The sequence below is a fragment of the Pseudomonas sp. C6002 genome, from assembly GCF_013385805.1.
In the GTDB taxonomy this organism is placed as follows: Bacteria; Pseudomonadota; Gammaproteobacteria; order Pseudomonadales; family Pseudomonadaceae; genus Aquipseudomonas.
In genome coordinates, this window is the sequence record NZ_JACAPH010000035.1 from 108,142 (window position 1) to 124,604 (window position 16,463).

Consider the following 16,463-nt stretch of genomic DNA (forward strand, 5'->3'; position numbering starts at 1 on the left):
GGATGTTGCGTTTCATCTTTCAACGGCTGGCGATGTCGATCCCGACCTTGCTGCTGATCTCGCTGATGGTGTTCGCGATCATCCGCCTGGTGCCCGGTGATCCGGCGCTGCTGATGCTCGGCGACATGGCCGATGCCCACAGCCTGGAGGTCGCCCGTGCGTCCCTGGGCCTGGACCAGCCGCTGCCGCTGCAGTTTGTGATCTGGCTCAAGGCGGTGCTCAGCGGCGACCTCGGGCATTCCATCACCACCAATGAAGCGGTGTTGCCGCTGATCCTTGACCGCTTCCAGGTGAGTGCCGGGATCGTGCTGGTCTCGGTGTTGCTCGCGGCGTTGATTGCGGTACCGGCGGGCTTGCTCTCGGCGTGGAAACAGAACAGTTCCCTGGACTTTGGCGTGGTCTCCACCGCGACCCTGTTGCTGTCGATCCCGAGTTTCTGGCTGGGCCTGCTGTTGCTCTACGCGTTCGGCATCAAGCTCGGCTGGCTGCCGGTGGTGGGTTACGTGTCATTCGGCCAATCGCCGTGGCAGGCCTTGAGTTTTATCGTGCTGCCGATTGTCACGCTGACGTTGGTGGAACTCGGCGCGATCACCCGCATGGCCCGGGCCAGTGCAATTGAAGTGCTGCGCCTGGAATACATCACCCATGCCCGCGCCAAGGGTTTGTCGGAGCGGGCGGTGTTGTGGCGCCATGCGCTGCGCAACTCGTTTGCACCGACCCTGACCCTGATCGGCCTGATCCTCGGCAACCTGCTCAGCGGCATCGCGGTGCTCGAAACCGTGTTCACCCTGCCAGGTATCGGCCGGCTGATGGTCGACGCCATCTACGCCCGGGACTACCCCGTGCTGCAAGGCTGCCTGCTGCTGGTGACCTTTGTTTATGTGCTGGTCAACCTGTTGGTGGACCTGCTGTACCCGCTCTTCGACCCCAGGGTTAAGTTATGAATAAGCCTCTACCTGTCGCACCCGAGGTGCTGTTGCCGGCACCGGCGCGTGCCCCCAGGGCCTGGCGTGTGCCGCCGCTGAACGCGCTGATCGGTGCGCTGCTGCTGGCCTTGTTGTTGATCATGGCCTTGCTGGGCCTGGTCTGGACGCCCCATGACCCGTTGGCCTTGAACCTGCTGGCGCGCTTGCAGGCGCCCACCGCCGCGCACTGGCTGGGCACTGACGAGTACGGTCGCGACGTGCTGAGCCGCCTGATGATCGGCGCGCACACCAGCCTGTGGGTGAGTGTGTTGACGGTGACGCTGGCGATCACCGCCGGCACGGTACTGGGCCTGCTGGCCGGGTTCCTGCGGGGCTGGGTCGACCGGGGCTTGATGATGGTCAACGATGCGTTGCTGGCGTTTCCCGGGATCCTGCTGGCCCTGGGCTTGATGGCGATCATCGGCCCGAGCCTGTACGGCATCGTGTTTGCCTTGAGCCTGGCCTACACACCGTCGGTGGTGCGGGTGGTGCGCGGCACGGTGTTGTCGTTGCGCGAGAAAGAGTTTGTCGAAGCCTCGCGGGTTATCGGTAACTCCGAGCTGTACACCATGCTGCGGCACATCGCGCCGAACTGCGTGGCGCCGGTGTGCGTGCTGGCCACCAGTATGTTCGGCTGGGCGATTCTGGCGGAAAGCTCCCTGAGTTTCCTCGGCCTGGGCGTCCCGCCGCCGGCCGCCACCTGGGGCAACATGCTCGCCGCCAGCCGGCCGTATATCGCCACGGCCAGCTGGCTGGGGCTGTTTCCCGGTGTCTGCATCGCCATGGCGTTGCTGGCGTTCAACCTGTGCGGCGATGCCTTGCGCGATCGTCTCGACCCGCGGATGAGTAAATGACCATGACTGACATCCTTCTGGCAGTCGACCAGCTGAAAATCCGCGTGGGGGCCAACGGCCCGCTGGCGGTCAACGACCTGAGCTTCACCATCGCCCCCGGCGAAATCGTGGCGCTGGTGGGCGAGTCCGGCAGCGGCAAGACCATGGCCGCCCGCGCCGCCATCGGCCTGTTGCCACCGCCGCTTGCACAATGCAGCGGCCAGGTGCGTTTCCAGGGCCATGACCTGGGCAGCCTTGCGCCGGAGCAATTGCGCCAGTTGCGCGGGGCGAAGATCGGCATGGTGTTCCAGGAACCCATGGTGTCCCTCAACCCGTCCATGAGCATCGGCGAGCAAATGGCCGAGGGCCTGCGCCTGCACACCAGGCTGAGCGATGCGCAGATCCGCGAGCGCAGCCTGGAGATGCTCGGGCATATCGGCATCAAGGACGCCGAGCGTTGCCTGGCGGCGTTTCCCCACGAGTTCTCCGGCGGCATGCGCCAGCGCATCATGCTCGCCTCGGTGATGCTGCTGCGCCCGGCCTTGCTGATTGCCGACGAGCCCACCACGGCCCTGGATTGCCTGGCGCAACTGGACGTGTTGAAACTGATGCTCGACCTTACCCGCGAGCAGGGCACGGCGATCCTGTTTATCAGCCACGACCTGTCGCTGGTGGCGCGCTACGCCGACAAAGTGGTGGTGATGCGCGAAGGCCGCGCGGTGGAGCAGGGCACCATCGAGCAGATCCTGCTGGCGCCCAAGGCCGAGTACACCCGGCAACTGCTCGAGGCCCTGCCGCGGCGCGGCACCCTGGCAGCCTTGCCCAAGGCGGACCGGCCGTTGCTGACGGTCAAGGACGTGTGCATCGAGCACCCGGGGCCGCGCAGCCTGTGGGGCCGCAGCCAGTTCAAGCGGGTGGTGCATTCGGCCAACCTGTCCATCGCCCCGGGGGAAACCCTGGCGCTGGTGGGCGGCAGCGGCTCGGGCAAGACCACCCTCGGCCGGGCGATTGTCGGCCTGAACAGCCCGTGTTCCGGTGCCATCGAGTTTGAGGGCGTGGACATTCTCAAGGCTGGCAACCGTGACCATCGCCTGCAATGCCAGATGATTTTCCAGGACCCGTATTCGTCCCTCGACCCGCGCATGAAGATTGGCGACATCCTCGCCGAACCCCTGCGCCATGTGCCCGGCATGACGCCCGCGCAGCGTCGTGAGCGGGTGGCGAAAACCCTGGTGGACATCGGCCTGGCGGAACAGTTTGTCGACCGCTTCCCGCACCAGTTGTCCGGTGGCCAGCGTCAACGCGTGGCCATTGGCCGGGCGCTGGTGCGGCACCCGCGACTGGTGATTGCCGATGAGCCGATCTCGGCGTTGGACATGACCATCCAGAAGCAGATCCTCGAGCTGTTCGAACGCCTGCAGGCGCAGTACGGCTTTGCCTGCCTGTTCATCTCCCACGACCTGGCGGCGGTGGAACGCATCGCCCACCGGGTGGCGGTGATGAGCGAGGGCAGGGTGGTGGAAATGGGTGCCCGCGACGAGATCTTCGACCGCCCGCAGCACCCCTATACCCGCAAGCTGCTGGCCGCCGCCAGCCCCTTGGAGAAACTTGAAAACGGTGGCTACCGCATCCGCCAGGGCCCCGTACCGCTAGCGCTGTAACCCAGGACTGACGTCACCCGCCGCGCAAATCGCCGATTTGCGCGAACGGCGAAGCCATGCCCGAAGAACAATAAAAACACCAACCCCCACCCCACTGCCAGGAGCTAAAAAAATGAAAAAATCCCTGACTCAACTCATCACCAGCGTCGGCGTTGTCAGCAGCGGGCTGGTCCCGTCACTGGCCCATGCAGACTTCATCAAGGACAGCAGCGGTACGCTGGACTTGAAGAACTACTACTTCAACCGTGACTACCGCGAGGCCGCTTCCCAGTCGATGCGCGCCGAGTGGGCCCAAGGTTTTATCCTCGGTATCAAGTCCGGTTTCACCGAAGGCACCGTGGGCTTCGGCCTGGACCTGACCGGCATGCTGGGGGTGAAACTCGACTCCAGCCCGGGGCTGTCCGGCACCGGTTTGCTGCAGCGTGACAGCGACAAGAATGTCTCCGACGAGTACTCCAAGCTTGGGGTGACCGCCAAGGCCCGCTTCGCCAAAAGCGAGCTGCGTGTGGGCTACCTGGTGCCGGACCTTCCGATCCTGCAACCCAACACCAGCCGTCTGTTTCCGCAGTCCTTCAGCGGCACCCAGCTGGTGTCCAACGATATCAGCAACCTGAAAATCACCCTCGGGCAGATCGACCAGGCCAAGGACCGTGACTCCACCAACTACGAAGACATGAAGCTGACCACGGTGAGCAAGGTCTACAAGAGCACCGCCCTGAGCGACCAGTTTCGCTTTGCCGGTGGCGACTACTCGCTGACCCCAAACACCTTGCTCAGCTACCACTTCGCGGCGCTGGACAGCATCTACCAGCAGCAATACGTGGGCTTCAAGAACAACTTCGGCCTGGGGCCGGGCACGCTGAAAACCGACGTGCGCTACTTCAAGTCGGACAAGGACGGCGCGGGCCTGGCGGGCAAGGTCGACAACAGCGCCTTGAGCAGCCGCCTGACCTACCAGTACGGCGGCCACAGCATCGGCGGCGGCTTCCAGCAGCAATACGGCACCACGCCGTTTACCTACCTGGACGGCTCCATCACCTACCTGTTCACCGAGTACCAGTTCAGCAACTTCACCCAAACCAGGGAGCGAGCCTGGCACGCCCGCTACGACTACAACTTCGCCGATCTCGGCTTGCCCGGCCTGTTGTTTGGGATCAAGTACGCCAAGGGTGATTCGGCTGAAGTGCTCGGTTTCAACCGCGAAGGCCGCGAGTGGGAGCGTGACCTGGACCTGGGCTACGTGGTGCAGAACGGGCCCTTCAAGGGCGTGTCGATGCGCTGGCGCAATGCGCTGAGCAAAGGCAACTACTTCAACGACGTTAACGAGAACCGCGTGATGCTGGGTTACACCCTGGCGCTCTGGTAACCACCCACTGTGGGAGCGGGCTTGCCCGCGATGGCGGTGGGTCAGTCACGGAATAGGCTGGCTGACCCACCGCCATCGCAGGCAAGCCAGCTCCCACACTGATCGGATTACCAGATCAAGATAGTGTGGGCCGCCCTTACAGACGATCACGCCGGCTCGTTAATATTTCTTCAGCGTTCATCACTCGAATATCGAGATTTCCGGTTTATGAAACTTAAATCACACCCCTTGCTGCAAGCGACACCAGGTACCCACAGGCACGTGGACAGTGAGCATTACGGTGCAATGGGTGCAAGTCGAAAAATCTATATCCAGGCGGCGCTGCATGCCGACGAAACTCCGGCGCTGCTGGTGGCCGCGCACCTGCGCCGGCAATTGGTAGAACTGGAAAATGCCAACCGGCTGAATGCGCAAATCGTGCTGGTGGCCGTGGCCAACCCCACCGGGCTGAGCCAATACATCATGGGCGCGCCCAGCGGGCGTTTCGAACTGGGCAGCGGGCGTAATTACAACCGGGGCTTTCCGGTGCCGTACCAGGCAATCGCCGACAAGATCGAGCACCTGCTGGGCCAGGACATCGACGCCAACCGCCAACTGATCCGCCAGGCCTGGGGCGAATGTCTGCTGGACGCGGCGCCGCTGGACGAATTCCAGTCGCTGCAACGCACCCTGATGCTGCTGGCCCACGATGCCGACATCGTGCTGGACCTGCACTGCTCCCGCGAAGCGGCGATGCATGTGTACACCGGCGAGGCAGTGTGGGCGACCGTGGAGCCGCTGGCGCGCTACATCGGCTCTGAAGCCTCGTTGCTGGCCACCGATTCCCAGGCCAACTCGTTCGATGAGGCGCTGTACCTGCTGTGGGTCAACCTGCGTGAGCGGTTTGGCGATCGGTTTCCGATTCCGGACAGCAGCGTGGCGGTGACCGTCGAGCATCGTGGCCAGCGGGATGTGTCCTATGAACTGGCAGAACATGACGCCACGGCGATCATTGATTACCTGACCCACCTGGGCGCGGTTGAAGGCGCGCCACGGCCATTGCCAGCCCTGCGCAACCCGGCGACGCCGTTGGCCGGCAGCGAACAGTTTTATGCGCCATGCGCCGGGGTGCTGGTACACCGGGCGGCGGTGGGCAGTCGCATCGAGGCCGGGCAGGCGTTGTTCGATATCGTTGATCCCCACAGTGGGCAGGCCACCACGGTTTGCAGCCACAACACCGGCGTGTTGTACATGCGCCGTGACGTGCGCTTTGTGAAGCCGGGGGATCCGCTGGGCCGGGTGTCCGGTGCCACGCCGATTCGCAGCGGCAAGCTACTCAGCGCCTGATTTGCCAGCTATGGAATACGGTCAAAATGTGGGAGCGGGCTTGCTCGCGAATGCGGAGGGTCAGCCAACATCTCCGGCGACTGACCCTCCGCATTCGCGAGCAAGCCCGCTCCCACATTGGGTCTTTGTTGTTCATTCATTATTTATTCGGCAGGACATCCCCACCATGCACCCCAACCCGGCAATCACCCTCGAAAACCAATTCTGCGCCCACAACTATTCCCCCTTGCCGGTGGTGATCGTCAAGGGCGAGGGCGTCTGGGCCATTGGCGATGATGACAAGCGCTACCTGGACATGATGTCGGCCTATTCCGCCGTCAGCCACGGCCATGTCCACCCGCGCATCCGCGCCGCCGCCGTGGCGCAGATCGACAAGATCAGCGTGGTGTCCCGGGCGTTCTACAGCGAACCCTTGGGCAACTTCCTCAAGACCTTGTGCCGCATCACGGGCTTCGACTCGGCCCTGCCGATGAACAGTGGCGCCGAAGCTGTGGAAACCGCGATCAAGGCGGCGCGACGCTGGGGCTACCGGATCAAGGGCATCCCGGCCAATCAGGCCAACATCGTGGTGGCCGACAACAATTTCCACGGCCGCACCTCGACCATCGTCGGCTTCTCGTCGGAGGCGGACTACAAGGCCGACTTCGGCCCATTCTGCAACGGTTTCACCGAGGCGCGCTTCGGTGACATCGAGAGTTTCCGCCAGGCCATTACCGCCGACACCTGCGCGGTGCTGATCGAGCCGATCCAGGGCGAGGCCGGCATTCGCGTGCCGCCCGCAGGTTTCCTGCGGGAACTGCGCCAGCTGTGCGACCAGACCAACACCTTGCTGATCCTCGATGAGATCCAGTCCGGCCTGGGCCGTACCGGCAAGTGGTTTGCCTTCCAGCACGAAGGCATTCGCCCCGATGCATTGATCCTCGGCAAAGCCCTGGGCGGCGGGATCATGCCGGTGTCGGCGTTCGTCGCTGATCATTCGATCATGGACCTGTTCGACGCCGGCAGCCACGGCTCGACCTTCGGCGGCAACCCGTTGGCGGCGGCCATTGGCCTGGAAGCGTTGAAGGTGCTGGAAGAGGAGGGCTTGATCAATAACAGCGCGCAACTGGGCCACTACCTGGTGGAGCGCCTGAAGGCCATGCACTCGCCGGCCATCCGCGAGATTCGCGGGCGTGGCTTGTGGGTCGGCGTGGAACTGGACCGCGATGCGCGGCCCATCTGCGAAGCGCTGCTGGCCGAAGGGCTGCTGACCAAGGAAACCCACGAAAACGTACTGCGCATCGCACCGCCGTTGTCCATTACCCGCGAAGAACTGGACTGGGGCCTTGAGCGTATCGAGCGGGTATTCAAACAGCTATGAGTGAGTATCTCAGTCACCTCGACATCGACGGCCAGCGCTTTGCCTGGATCGACCTGCACCAGTTGCTGACCCCGACGCAACTGCAGCGCCTGCCGTATTCCGTGCGCATTCTCCTGGAAAACATTGCCCGCTGCGCCCCGGCTTCGTTGCCACAGGTAGTGGCGCGGGCCATCGGCGAAGGGCCGGATTGCGAGGTGCCGTTCCAGCCCAACCGGCTGATGTTCCACGACACCACGTGCCTGCCGGCCCTGGCGGATTTCGCCGGCATGCGCGATGTGGTGGCCGAACTGGGCGGTGATCCCCGGGCGGTGAACCCCTCGATCCCGGCGGTGCTGACCATCGACCATTCGGTGATCGTCGAGCACTACGCCGAGGCGGGCGCGGTGGATGCCAACCTGGACATCGATTTTCGCCGCAACAGCGAGCGCTACCGTTTTATCAAGTGGGCCCAGGCCAGCCTGGATAACTTCAAGGTGATCCCGCCGGGCACCGGGATCATCCACCAGATGAACATGGAGTCCATCGCCCAGGTGGTGTGGGAAAGCGCGCCGCGCAACGGCCACGTGCTGTTGCACCCCGACTGCATGGTCGCCACCGACAGCCACACGCCGATGATCAATGCCATCGGCGTGCTGGGCTGGGGCGTTGGCGGGCTGGAAGGGCAGGCGGCGATGCTCGGCGAACCGGTGCCAATTCCTTATCCGCAGGTGGTGGGCATTCGCGTCACCAATGCGTTGCGCGACGGCGTGACGGCCACTGACCTGGCACTGACGGTGACTGAACTGCTGCGCCGGCGCAGCATGGTCGGCAAGTTTGTCGAGTTCACCGGGCCGGGCCTGGCGTCCCTGAGTTGGGCGGCGCGGGGCACCGTGGCGAACATGGCGCCGGAATACGGTGCCACCGTGGTGTTTTTCCCGTTTGATGACGAGACGCTGGCGTACCTGACCCTGAGTGCGCGCCCGCAGGCCTTGATCAACAAGGTCTCGGCCTACATGTCGGCGCAATCTCTGTGGCGCCGGGACGACGATCCCGAGCCGGTGTTCGATGAGTTGATCGAGCTGGATCTGGCGCAGGTTGAACCGAGTGTCGCCGGCCCGCATCAGCCCCATCAGCGCCAGTCCCTGGCCCAGGCCGGGGCGTCGTTTCATCAGCATGTATGCGCGCAAAAGCAGGATTTCTTCGAGCCGTCATTCCAGGTGCCGATCACCCATGGCGCGGTGGTGATGTCGGCCATCACCAGTTGCACCAACACCGCCAACCCGGCGCAGATGATCCAGGCCGGGCTCTTCGCCCGCAACGCCCGCGCCCGTGGGCTGACGCGCAAACCGTGGGTCAAGACGTCGCTGTCGCCAGGCTCACGGGTGGTGGCCGATTACCTGGAAGCCGCCGGCTTGCTGGAGGATTTCGCCGCGCTGGGTTTCGACCTGGCGGGCTTTGGCTGCATGACCTGCATCGGTAATTCCGGCAGCCTCGAACGCCATGTCGAGACCTTCGCCGAGCAGGGCTTGAAAGGCGTGGTGGTGCTTTCGGGCAATCGCAATTTCGAAGGCCGGGTCAACCCGAAAGTCCCTGCCGGCTACCTTGCCTCGCCCGCGTTGTGCGTGGCCTATGCGATTGCCGGCAGCATCGACACCGACCTGTCGGCCCAACCGCTGGCGATGGATGCCCAGGGCCAGCCGGTGTTCCTGCATGAGTTGATGCCCAGCGAAGCCGAGGTGGCCGCGCAAGTGGCGGCGGTGGTGCGCCCGGCGCTGTTTCACCAGCGCCAGGCACTGCTGTGGCAAGGCACTCACCATTGGCAGGCGCTGGAAGCCGACGCCAGCGTGCAGTTTGCCTGGCACCCGGCCTCCACTTACCTGCGCCGCCCGCAGTACCTTGCCGGGGTAACGCCGGTGCCGGCCGCGTCCTTGGCCATCAGCAACGCCCGGGCTTTGGTGGTGCTGGGGGATAACGTCACCACCGACCATATCTCCCCGGCGGGCACGATTCCGGCCGACAGCCTGGCCGGGCACTGGCTGCGGGAGCGCGGTGAAGCGCTGGCGGACCTCAACCAGTATTCGACCCGGCGCAGCAACCACGAAGTGATGGTGCGCGGCGCGTTTACCAACCCGCGCCTGAACAATCTGCTGTCCTGCGACCAGCCCCCGCGCCAGGGCGTCTGGGCCTGGAATGCCGACCGCAGCGACTACCTGCCGCTGTACCTCGCCGCGCAAAGCTATGCCGGTACACCCACCGTGTTGTTCGCCGGGATCAACTACGGTGCCGGCTCCAGCCGCGACTGGGCAGCGAAGGTCCTGACCCTGCTGGGGATCAAGGTGGTGGTGGCCCGCAGTATCGAGCGAATCCATCGCAGTAACCTGATCGGCATGGGCGTGTTGCCGCTGGTGTTCGATGAAGGCGCATCGGTGCAGGACTTGAACCTCGACGGCAGTGAGTCTCTGAGCTTCATCGGCCTGGACGCGTTGCAGGTCGGCGAGAACCCGATCACCTTGCAGATTGACCGCGCCACCGGTGAGACCACGCGTACCCCCCTGACCTTGCGCCTCGACTCGTTGCAGGAGGTTGGTTACCTTGAACACGGCGGCGTCTTGCCCTTCGTCATTCGCAAGACCGTGCAAAGAACCGTTCAAGGAGCGCGTAATGATTGACCCGCAGGTACTGCAACAACTGGCCCCCGAGGGTGTGCTCAGGGCTGCCATCAACTTTGGCAACCCGGTGCTGGCCCAGCGCGGCGAGGACGGCCAGCCCCAGGGCGTGTCGGTGGCGCTGGCCAGGGCCCTGGCCGATGAGTTGGCGGTCGACCTTGAGTTGATCACTTTTGATGCGGCGGGCAAGGTCTTCGCCGCGCTGGGCGATGACCGCTGGCGCGTGGCATTCCTGGCCATCGAACCGGTGCGCGAGCAGGAAATCGCCTTCAGCGCGCCCTACGTGATCATCAAGGGTACGTACCTGGTGGCGGTGGATTCACCCCTGGGCAGCGTGTCCCAACTCGATGCTCCGGGCCAACGCATCGCTGTCGGCCAGGGTGCCGCGTATGACCTGTACCTGAGCCGCACAGTGCAGCATGCCGAACTGGTGCGCGCGCCGACCTCGGCGGGTGCCGTAGACCTGTTTATCGAGCAAGGCCTGAACGCCGCGGCCGGGGTTCGGGATTACCTGCGAACCCGGCTGGATGAGCGCTGGCGCCTGCTGGAGGATGACTTCATGAGCATCAGCCAGGCGGTCGCGGTACCGGTAGCGCACGCAGCCGCTGCCGCGTTCGTCAAATCCTTTGTCGAACGGCAGAAAGCCAATGGTCTGGTAAGACAGGCGTTGTTGCGCAGCGGGCAAAGCCCGGAACTGGCGGCGCCTTAGAGACGGCGCAGGAAGGATTTGACGATTTGCTGGGTGGCCCGGGTGGTATCCAGGTCTTCCAGGCGTGTGTAGGGATGCCACTGGCATTCCTTGATTTCGCTCAGGGGCCGGGCTTCGTCGATATTCACCACCGACGCCTCGAACACATGGTGCAGGGTGTCGCTGGCCTTCAGCTCCTGCAATAACAGCAAACCGTCCACGTTCAGCCCGGTTTCCTCTTCCAGTTCTCGTGCGGCAGCACCTGCCGGGCGCTCATGGCGCTCGACCTTGCCGCCGGGCAATGCCCATTTCGATCGGGCTTTACGCACGAACAGGATGTGCCCGTCGTGCTCGCAAATCACCGTGGCCCTTATTTTCATCGTCTGTGCCCCCGCAGCTGGATGATTGTCATAAAAGTGTAATGCAATTGTCATGCTCAGTCTTTATCCGGCAGGGTGGAGAGGGGGCCGGAAAACACCGATACTGCCCCATCGAAAAAAACTCACCTGAAGGAGATGCAGATGAACACCGTACGCTGGGGCATGATCGGCTGTGGCGATGTCACTGAACTCAAGAGTGGACCCGCCTTCTACAAAGCGCCAGGTTCTGCGCTGGTGGCCGTGATGGGGCGGCGCGAGGAGGCCGTGCGCGATTATGCGGCACGCCACGGCATTGCCCGTTTCTACACTGACGCCCAGGCGCTGATCGACGACCCGGAAGTAGACGCGGTCTACATCGCCACACCGCCCGACAGCCACCTCGAATACAGCCTGATGGTGGCCGCTGCCGGCAAGCATTGCTGCGTCGAGAAGCCCATGTCACTGAATGCCGAGCAAAGCGCGCTGATGCAGCGCACCTTCGAACAGGCCGGGCTGCACCTGTTTGTCTCCTATTACCGGCGTTCCCTGCCACGCTTCCAGCAGGTGCGGGACTGGCTGCAGGACGGGCGCATCGGCGAATTGCGTCATCTGACCTGGACCCTGTGCAAGCCGCCTTCGGAAGACGATGCCAGCAGTGCCAACTGGCGCACCGACCCGGCGATTGCCGGCGGCGGGTATTTTGCCGACCTGGCCAGCCACGGTTTTGACCTGTTCCAGTACCTGGTCGGGGATATCGTCGAGGTGGCCGGGTTTACCGCGCGCCAGGCGGGGCGCTATGCCGCCGAAGATGCCGTCACCGCCTGCTGGACGTTCGCCTCGGGCGCGCTGGGCATGGGCTGCTGGAACTTTGTCGCCGACCGGCGCGAAGACCGGGTGGAGATGATCGGCAGCAAGGGCCGCATCACGTTTTCGGTGTTCGATGAGGCGCCGTTGCGGCTTGAGGGCGAGACCAGCGAGGTGCTGGAGGTGCCCAACCATGCGCATATCCAGTGGCATCACGTGCTGGGGATGAATGCGCATATTCGCGGCGAGAGCAAACACCCGGCACTGGCGATCGAGGCGTTGAAGACCGACCGGGTCATGGACCGGGTGCTACAACGTAACCCCAACCTGGCGGTTTAGCGGTGCTTTAATTTTGTCTTTTTAAGGAATGAACGGATGAAAATGAAAGCAGCCTGGATTGTGCTTTGCCTGGCGTTGGCCGGGGCCGCGACGGCAGCGCCACGGGCTCAGGGGCAGGCCGGGGAGTTTGATTTCTATGTGTTGTCGCTGTCCTGGTCGCCGACCTTCTGCCTGACGCACCCGGACGACCAGCAGTGTTCGGGCAAGGGCTACGGGTTTGTCCTGCATGGGCTGTGGCCGCAGTACGCGAAGGGCGGCTGGCCGGCTTCGTGTGAGCCGCAGTCGCGCTTGTCGGATGCAGACTTCGCCCGGGGCAGGTCGCTGTTCCCGTCGCCCAAACTGCTCAGGCATGAATGGGCCAAGCACGGCACCTGCAGCGGCCTTGAGGCTTCGGCTTACCTGGACAAGACCGATGCAGCGCTCAGCGTGGTCAAGATTCCGCAGCAGCTTGAGCCCTTCAATGTCCGAAGCGGCCTGGGCGCGCGGGACATCGAAGCGCTGTTTCGCGAGAGCAACCCGGCCATGGGCAACCATGGCCTTGCGGTGATCTGCAAGGGTGCCGTGCTGACCGAGGTGCGGGTGTGCCTGAGCAAGGACCTGGCGTTTGCCGGCTGCCCGCGCAGCGTCAAGAGCCAGTGCCGGGATGGCGATATTCGGATCCCGACCCAGCGCTAAGCGGACTCAGGCGGGCCCATAACCTTTATGCGCCTGCTCGATCTCCTCCACCAGGCGGTCAATACCCGCCAGGCGTGCCCGGTTGTCGTGGTCCCAGGGATGGAATCCGGGCTTGAAGTAATGCAACCAGGGCAGCGCCATGCGCGGGAACACGCCCTTGGGCCCGTACAGAAACTTGAGCATCCGCCAGAAGCCCTTCAAATGCCCGCCCGAACGCCGGTCGGCAAACAACAGGCGCAGGTGAAAGTCCAGGATCGTCAGCCAGAACAGCCCCGTGGTGATGAGCATGGTGGAAGTGCGCAGCAGATAACGCTTGGGCCCGGGCTTGATCACGCTGTTCCACACATCAAACGCCACCGCCTTGTGCTCGGTTTCTTCCAGGGCATGCCAGTACCACATCTGCTGGTAACCCTTGACCGAATCCCCGAACCGCGACGGGTCGCTGAGGAGGATTTCCGCGAGCATCGCGGTGTAGTGCTCCAGGGCAATGGTCACCGCCAGGTTGAAGGAGGCGGGCAGGTATTTCTTTTGCGCGTCGAGGATCATCTTCAACCGACGGTCGAGGGTATTCGCCGGCAGCCCTGCGGCTTGCAGCAGGTCGTTGTAGGCCACGTGCTCGCGGCTGTGCATGGCTTCCTGGCCGATGAAGCCCTGGATTTCTTTCTTCAGCTCCGGGTCTTCGATGCGCTGGCGGTAGTGACGCACGCTGTCCATGAAGAACAGTTCGCCCTGGGGAAACAGCAACGACAGTGCGTTGAAAAAGTGGGTAATGAACGGGCCTTGTTCATGCCAGTCCTTGATGCGTTCGGCCGGCAGGGCAAAACGGAGGTCGCGGCGAATCGGCAGCATGGTCGGTACTCCAGTTCAGAGACGGTGCTCTTCGTTGGTTTCAAGGACGGGCGAGGGCGCATTGCGTTGCTTGGGCGCCATGCGTTTGCTGGCCAACACCACCAGCGCTTGATAGGCGGCAGGCAGGCAGCGCGCGAGCAGGTCCAGAAAATAGGCGTCGCGGCCAATCAGCACACGGCGTTTGTTTTTGCGTACGCCTTGCAGGATCACTTTGGCGGCCTGGTCGGCGTCGGTGATGAACAGCTTTTCGAAGTCGGCCCGGGCCTGCTGTTCGCTGTGAATCAGGAAGCCGGTCATGTTGGCGTCGATCCGGCTGCTGCGACAGATGTCGGTGCGGATCCCGCCAGGGTGCACGCAGGTGGCCGAGACCCCGCTTTTCTGCAGGTCGAGTTCCTGGCGCAAGGACTCGGTAAAACCACGCACGGCGAACTTGGTGGCGTTGTAGCCGCTCATGCCCGGCTGGGCGAACAGGCCGAACACGCTGGAAGTGTTGACCACATGCCCGTCGCCGCTGGCCTTGAGGTACGGCAAAAAGGCCTTGGTGCCGTACACTACGCCCCAGAAGTTGATCCCGACGATCCATTCCAGGTCGGTGTAGTCCACGCCTTCGACGGTGCTCGACAGCGCGACGCCGGCGTTGTTGAAGATCAGGTTGATCTGGCCATGTTCGGCGGCGCATCGGGCGGCCCAGTCTTCCACGGCCTGGCGCTCGGAAACGTCCAGCACCTGCGAGGTGACCAGCACCGGTGCAAGCACCTGGGCCTTGATCAGTGCGACGGTCTGCTCCAGGCCCTGGCTGTTTTTATCCGCCAGCGCCAGGTGGCAGCCTTCACGCGCCAACGCCAGGGCCAAGGCGCGGCCCATGCCGGAAGCGGCGCCGGTAATGGCCGCCACGCGGCCGTTGAATGACTTCATGACAGGCTCCCTTCTGCGGTGGTGTGGGGCGTTGCGGCCGGGCGCGCGGTGGACGGTATCGGCACCAGGCTGGCGACGTAGTCCTTGAGGGCGAAATGCCGGGTGACCTGCTTGAAACGCCAGGTGGAGCCGGGCCACAGCGTGGTGTTCTTGCCGGTGCGTGGGTCCAGGTACCAGCTCTTGCAGCCGCCGGTGGACCAGATGGTGCCGTTGAGTTTTTCCTGCAGCCTGGCGTTGTAGGCCAGTTCCACCGCCGGCTTGACGTCAACCGTGGCGATGCGATGACGCTGCATTTGCTGCAGGGCATCGAGGATGTAGGTGACCTGGGCCTCGATCATCAGAATCATCGAGTTATGCCCCAGCCCGGTGTTGGGGCCGACGATCAGGAACAGGTTCGGATAACCCGGCACCGTGGTGCCCAGGTAGGCGTGGGCGCCGTCTTGCCAGGTGTCCATCAGGTCGATGCCGTGGCGCCCGATGATGCAGTTGCGGGGCAGCGGATCGGTGGCCTGGAAGCCGGTGCCGAAGATGAGGCAGTCGGCCGGGTGCTTGATGCCGTCGGCGGTGATCACTCCGTCGGCCTCGATGCGCAGCACGTTGTCGGTTACCACCTGCACATTGCTGCGGGACAGGGCCGGGTAGTAGTCGTTGGAAATCAGCACGCGCTTGCAGCCGATGGTGTAGTCCGGCGTCAGGGTCTTGCGCAGGGAAGGGCGGGCCACTTGTTTGTGCAGGTGGCGCACGGCGATTTTCTGCACCATTTTCATCAGGCGCGGGTGCAGGGCAAAGCCCACCACGCGACCTTCCAGTGCCCAATAGAACGCGCCGCGTACCAGGCGCTGGGTGAACGGCAGGTGCTTGAAGGCCCAGCGCTCGAAGCGTGAAATCGGCCGGTCGGGCTTGGGCATGATCCACGGCGGGGTGCGCTGGAACAGGTCCAGGTGGGCCACCTGCGGCGCAATCTGCGGCACGAACTGAATGGCACTGGCGCCGGTGCCAATCACCGCCACGCGCTTGCCCTTCAATGAATACTCGTGGTCCCACTGCTGGGAGTGGAAGCGCTTGCCCTTGAAGCTGTCCAGGCCCGGAATATCCGGCAGTGCCGGGCGCGACAGGCCGCCCATTCCCGACACCAGCACCCGCGCACTCACCTGGCGGCCATTGCTGAAGCTCAGGCTCCAGCGCTGTTGCGCCTCATCAAATACCGCCTTCTCCAGGCCCATGCCAAAGCGCAGGAACGGCGCCAGTTCGAAGCGCTGGGCGCACTGCTCCAGGTAGGCGCGAATCTCCGCCTGTGGCGCAAATTGCCGGGTCCAGTCCGGGTTGGGCGCAAAGGAAAACGAATAGACATGGGATTGCACGTCGCAGGCGCAACCGGGGTAGTGGTTGTCCCGCCAGGTGCCGCCGAGAGCATCGGCCTGTTCGGCAATAAAGAAGTCGTGGAACCCGGCTTCCTTGAGCTTGATCGCCATGCACAGCCCGGCAAATCCGGAACCGATGATGGCGATGTCGATGGTGTCATGGGCATTCATAGGCTGTCCCTCGTGGGCCGGTGGCGCCTTACGGGTGTCGACATCGGATGTGCTCCTTGTTTTTGTTTTGGCTTTTTAGATAGAACACCATTGCAAAGGAAAATTGAATTATTTATTTTAAAAAAGATTTTAAATAATCTACCTGA

General features: G+C 63.6%; 14 protein-coding genes. 10 read left to right on the plus strand and 4 right to left on the minus strand.

Features of this window, described 5'->3' with window-relative positions:
- Positions 1–2: 2 nt before the first annotated feature.
- The 8 genes from HX817_RS26315 (at position 3) to HX817_RS26350 (ending at position 10,865) form a co-directional block, all read left to right on the plus strand.
- Entirely contained in the window at positions 3–944 is a 942-nt protein-coding gene (locus HX817_RS26315) for an ABC transporter permease (RefSeq protein ID WP_003208135.1), read from the plus strand.
- On the plus strand, positions 941–1,819 hold the full coding sequence (locus tag HX817_RS26320; protein ID WP_168197512.1) for an ABC transporter permease: 879 nt from the start codon (positions 941–943) through the stop codon (positions 1,817–1,819). Before HX817_RS26315 ends, HX817_RS26320 begins: the two co-directional genes overlap by 4 nt.
- Positions 1,816–3,459, plus strand: a complete 1,644-nt coding sequence (locus HX817_RS26325) for an ABC transporter ATP-binding protein (protein ID WP_177041696.1) — start codon at positions 1,816–1,818, stop codon at positions 3,457–3,459. Before HX817_RS26320 ends, HX817_RS26325 begins: the two co-directional genes overlap by 4 nt.
- Before the next feature lie 112 nt (positions 3,460–3,571).
- Positions 3,572–4,825, plus strand: coding sequence for an OprD family porin (locus HX817_RS26330; protein WP_177019421.1), 1,254 nt, complete (start codon positions 3,572–3,574; stop codon positions 4,823–4,825).
- 207 nt (positions 4,826–5,032) lie between these two features.
- A complete protein-coding gene (locus HX817_RS26335; protein ID WP_177041698.1) occupies positions 5,033–6,151 on the plus strand; it encodes a succinylglutamate desuccinylase/aspartoacylase family protein in 1,119 nt (372 codons plus the stop codon).
- A gap of 166 nt (positions 6,152–6,317) precedes the next feature.
- Complete coding sequence (gene rocD / locus HX817_RS26340; protein WP_177041700.1) at positions 6,318–7,511, plus strand: ornithine--oxo-acid transaminase; 1,194 nt, start codon at positions 6,318–6,320, stop codon at positions 7,509–7,511.
- Positions 7,508–10,159, plus strand: a complete 2,652-nt coding sequence (gene acnA / locus HX817_RS26345) for an aconitate hydratase AcnA (protein WP_177041703.1) — start codon at positions 7,508–7,510, stop codon at positions 10,157–10,159. The genes rocD and acnA overlap by 4 nt, the downstream gene beginning before the upstream one ends.
- Positions 10,152–10,865 carry a transporter substrate-binding domain-containing protein gene (locus HX817_RS26350; RefSeq protein WP_177041705.1) on the plus strand — a complete coding sequence of 238 codons (714 nt, stop codon included), beginning with the start codon at positions 10,152–10,154 and terminating at the stop codon, positions 10,863–10,865. The genes acnA and HX817_RS26350 overlap by 8 nt, the downstream gene beginning before the upstream one ends.
- On the opposite strand, the gene HX817_RS26355 is transcribed toward HX817_RS26350, so the two are convergent.
- On the minus strand, positions 10,862–11,224 hold the full coding sequence (locus HX817_RS26355) for an NUDIX hydrolase (protein ID WP_177041707.1): 363 nt from the start codon (positions 11,222–11,224) through the stop codon (positions 10,862–10,864). The genes HX817_RS26350 and HX817_RS26355 overlap by 4 nt on opposite strands.
- 141 nt (positions 11,225–11,365) lie before the next feature.
- On the opposite strand from HX817_RS26355, the gene HX817_RS26360 reads away from it, so the two are divergent.
- The gene (locus tag HX817_RS26360) at positions 11,366–12,346 is read left to right on the plus strand and encodes a Gfo/Idh/MocA family protein (protein WP_087694134.1); all 981 of its coding nucleotides are present in this window, start codon (positions 11,366–11,368) and stop codon (positions 12,344–12,346) included.
- A gap of 36 nt (positions 12,347–12,382) precedes the next feature.
- Positions 12,383–13,021: a ribonuclease gene (locus tag HX817_RS26365; protein WP_371317782.1), complete on the plus strand. Its 639-nt coding sequence runs from the start codon at positions 12,383–12,385 to the stop codon at positions 13,019–13,021.
- Between the two features lie 6 nt (positions 13,022–13,027).
- Here HX817_RS26365 and HX817_RS26370 read toward each other — a convergent pair whose 3' ends face one another.
- Genes HX817_RS26370 through HX817_RS26380 form a run of 3 tightly spaced genes read right to left on the minus strand, consistent with a single transcriptional unit; the run spans position 13,028 to position 16,317 of the window.
- Positions 13,028–13,870: a metal-dependent hydrolase gene (locus tag HX817_RS26370; RefSeq protein ID WP_003214649.1), complete on the minus strand. Its 843-nt coding sequence runs from the start codon at positions 13,868–13,870 to the stop codon at positions 13,028–13,030.
- A gap of 15 nt (positions 13,871–13,885) precedes the next feature.
- A complete protein-coding gene (locus HX817_RS26375) occupies positions 13,886–14,785 on the minus strand; it encodes an SDR family oxidoreductase (protein ID WP_003214652.1) in 900 nt (299 codons plus the stop codon).
- The gene (locus HX817_RS26380) at positions 14,782–16,317 is read right to left on the minus strand and encodes an NAD(P)/FAD-dependent oxidoreductase (protein WP_177041709.1); all 1,536 of its coding nucleotides are present in this window, start codon (positions 16,315–16,317) and stop codon (positions 14,782–14,784) included. Before HX817_RS26380 ends, HX817_RS26375 begins: the two co-directional genes overlap by 4 nt.
- Positions 16,318–16,463 lie beyond the last annotated feature (146 nt).

Excerpts from the sequence above, each read along its gene's own strand:
- HX817_RS26315 (WP_003208135.1), top strand. The coding sequence starts at position 3 with ATGTTGCGTTTCATCTTTCAACGGCTGGCGATGTCGATCCCGACCTTG.
- HX817_RS26320 (WP_168197512.1), top strand. The coding sequence starts at position 941 with ATGAATAAGCCTCTACCTGTCGCACCCGAGGTGCTGTTGCCGGCACCG.
- HX817_RS26325 (WP_177041696.1), top strand. The coding sequence starts at position 1,816 with ATGACCATGACTGACATCCTTCTGGCAGTCGACCAGCTGAAAATCCGC.
- HX817_RS26330 (WP_177019421.1), top strand. The coding sequence starts at position 3,572 with ATGAAAAAATCCCTGACTCAACTCATCACCAGCGTCGGCGTTGTCAGC.
- HX817_RS26335 (WP_177041698.1), top strand. The coding sequence starts at position 5,033 with ATGAAACTTAAATCACACCCCTTGCTGCAAGCGACACCAGGTACCCAC.
- rocD (WP_177041700.1), top strand. The coding sequence starts at position 6,318 with ATGCACCCCAACCCGGCAATCACCCTCGAAAACCAATTCTGCGCCCAC.
- acnA (WP_177041703.1), top strand. The coding sequence starts at position 7,508 with ATGAGTGAGTATCTCAGTCACCTCGACATCGACGGCCAGCGCTTTGCC.
- HX817_RS26350 (WP_177041705.1), top strand. The coding sequence starts at position 10,152 with ATGATTGACCCGCAGGTACTGCAACAACTGGCCCCCGAGGGTGTGCTC.
- HX817_RS26355 (WP_177041707.1), bottom strand. The coding sequence starts at position 11,224 with ATGAAAATAAGGGCCACGGTGATTTGCGAGCACGACGGGCACATCCTG.
- HX817_RS26360 (WP_087694134.1), top strand. The coding sequence starts at position 11,366 with ATGAACACCGTACGCTGGGGCATGATCGGCTGTGGCGATGTCACTGAA.
- HX817_RS26365 (WP_371317782.1), top strand. The coding sequence starts at position 12,383 with ATGAAAATGAAAGCAGCCTGGATTGTGCTTTGCCTGGCGTTGGCCGGG.
- HX817_RS26370 (WP_003214649.1), bottom strand. The coding sequence starts at position 13,870 with ATGCTGCCGATTCGCCGCGACCTCCGTTTTGCCCTGCCGGCCGAACGC.
- HX817_RS26375 (WP_003214652.1), bottom strand. The coding sequence starts at position 14,785 with ATGAAGTCATTCAACGGCCGCGTGGCGGCCATTACCGGCGCCGCTTCC.
- HX817_RS26380 (WP_177041709.1), bottom strand. The coding sequence starts at position 16,317 with ATGAATGCCCATGACACCATCGACATCGCCATCATCGGTTCCGGATTT.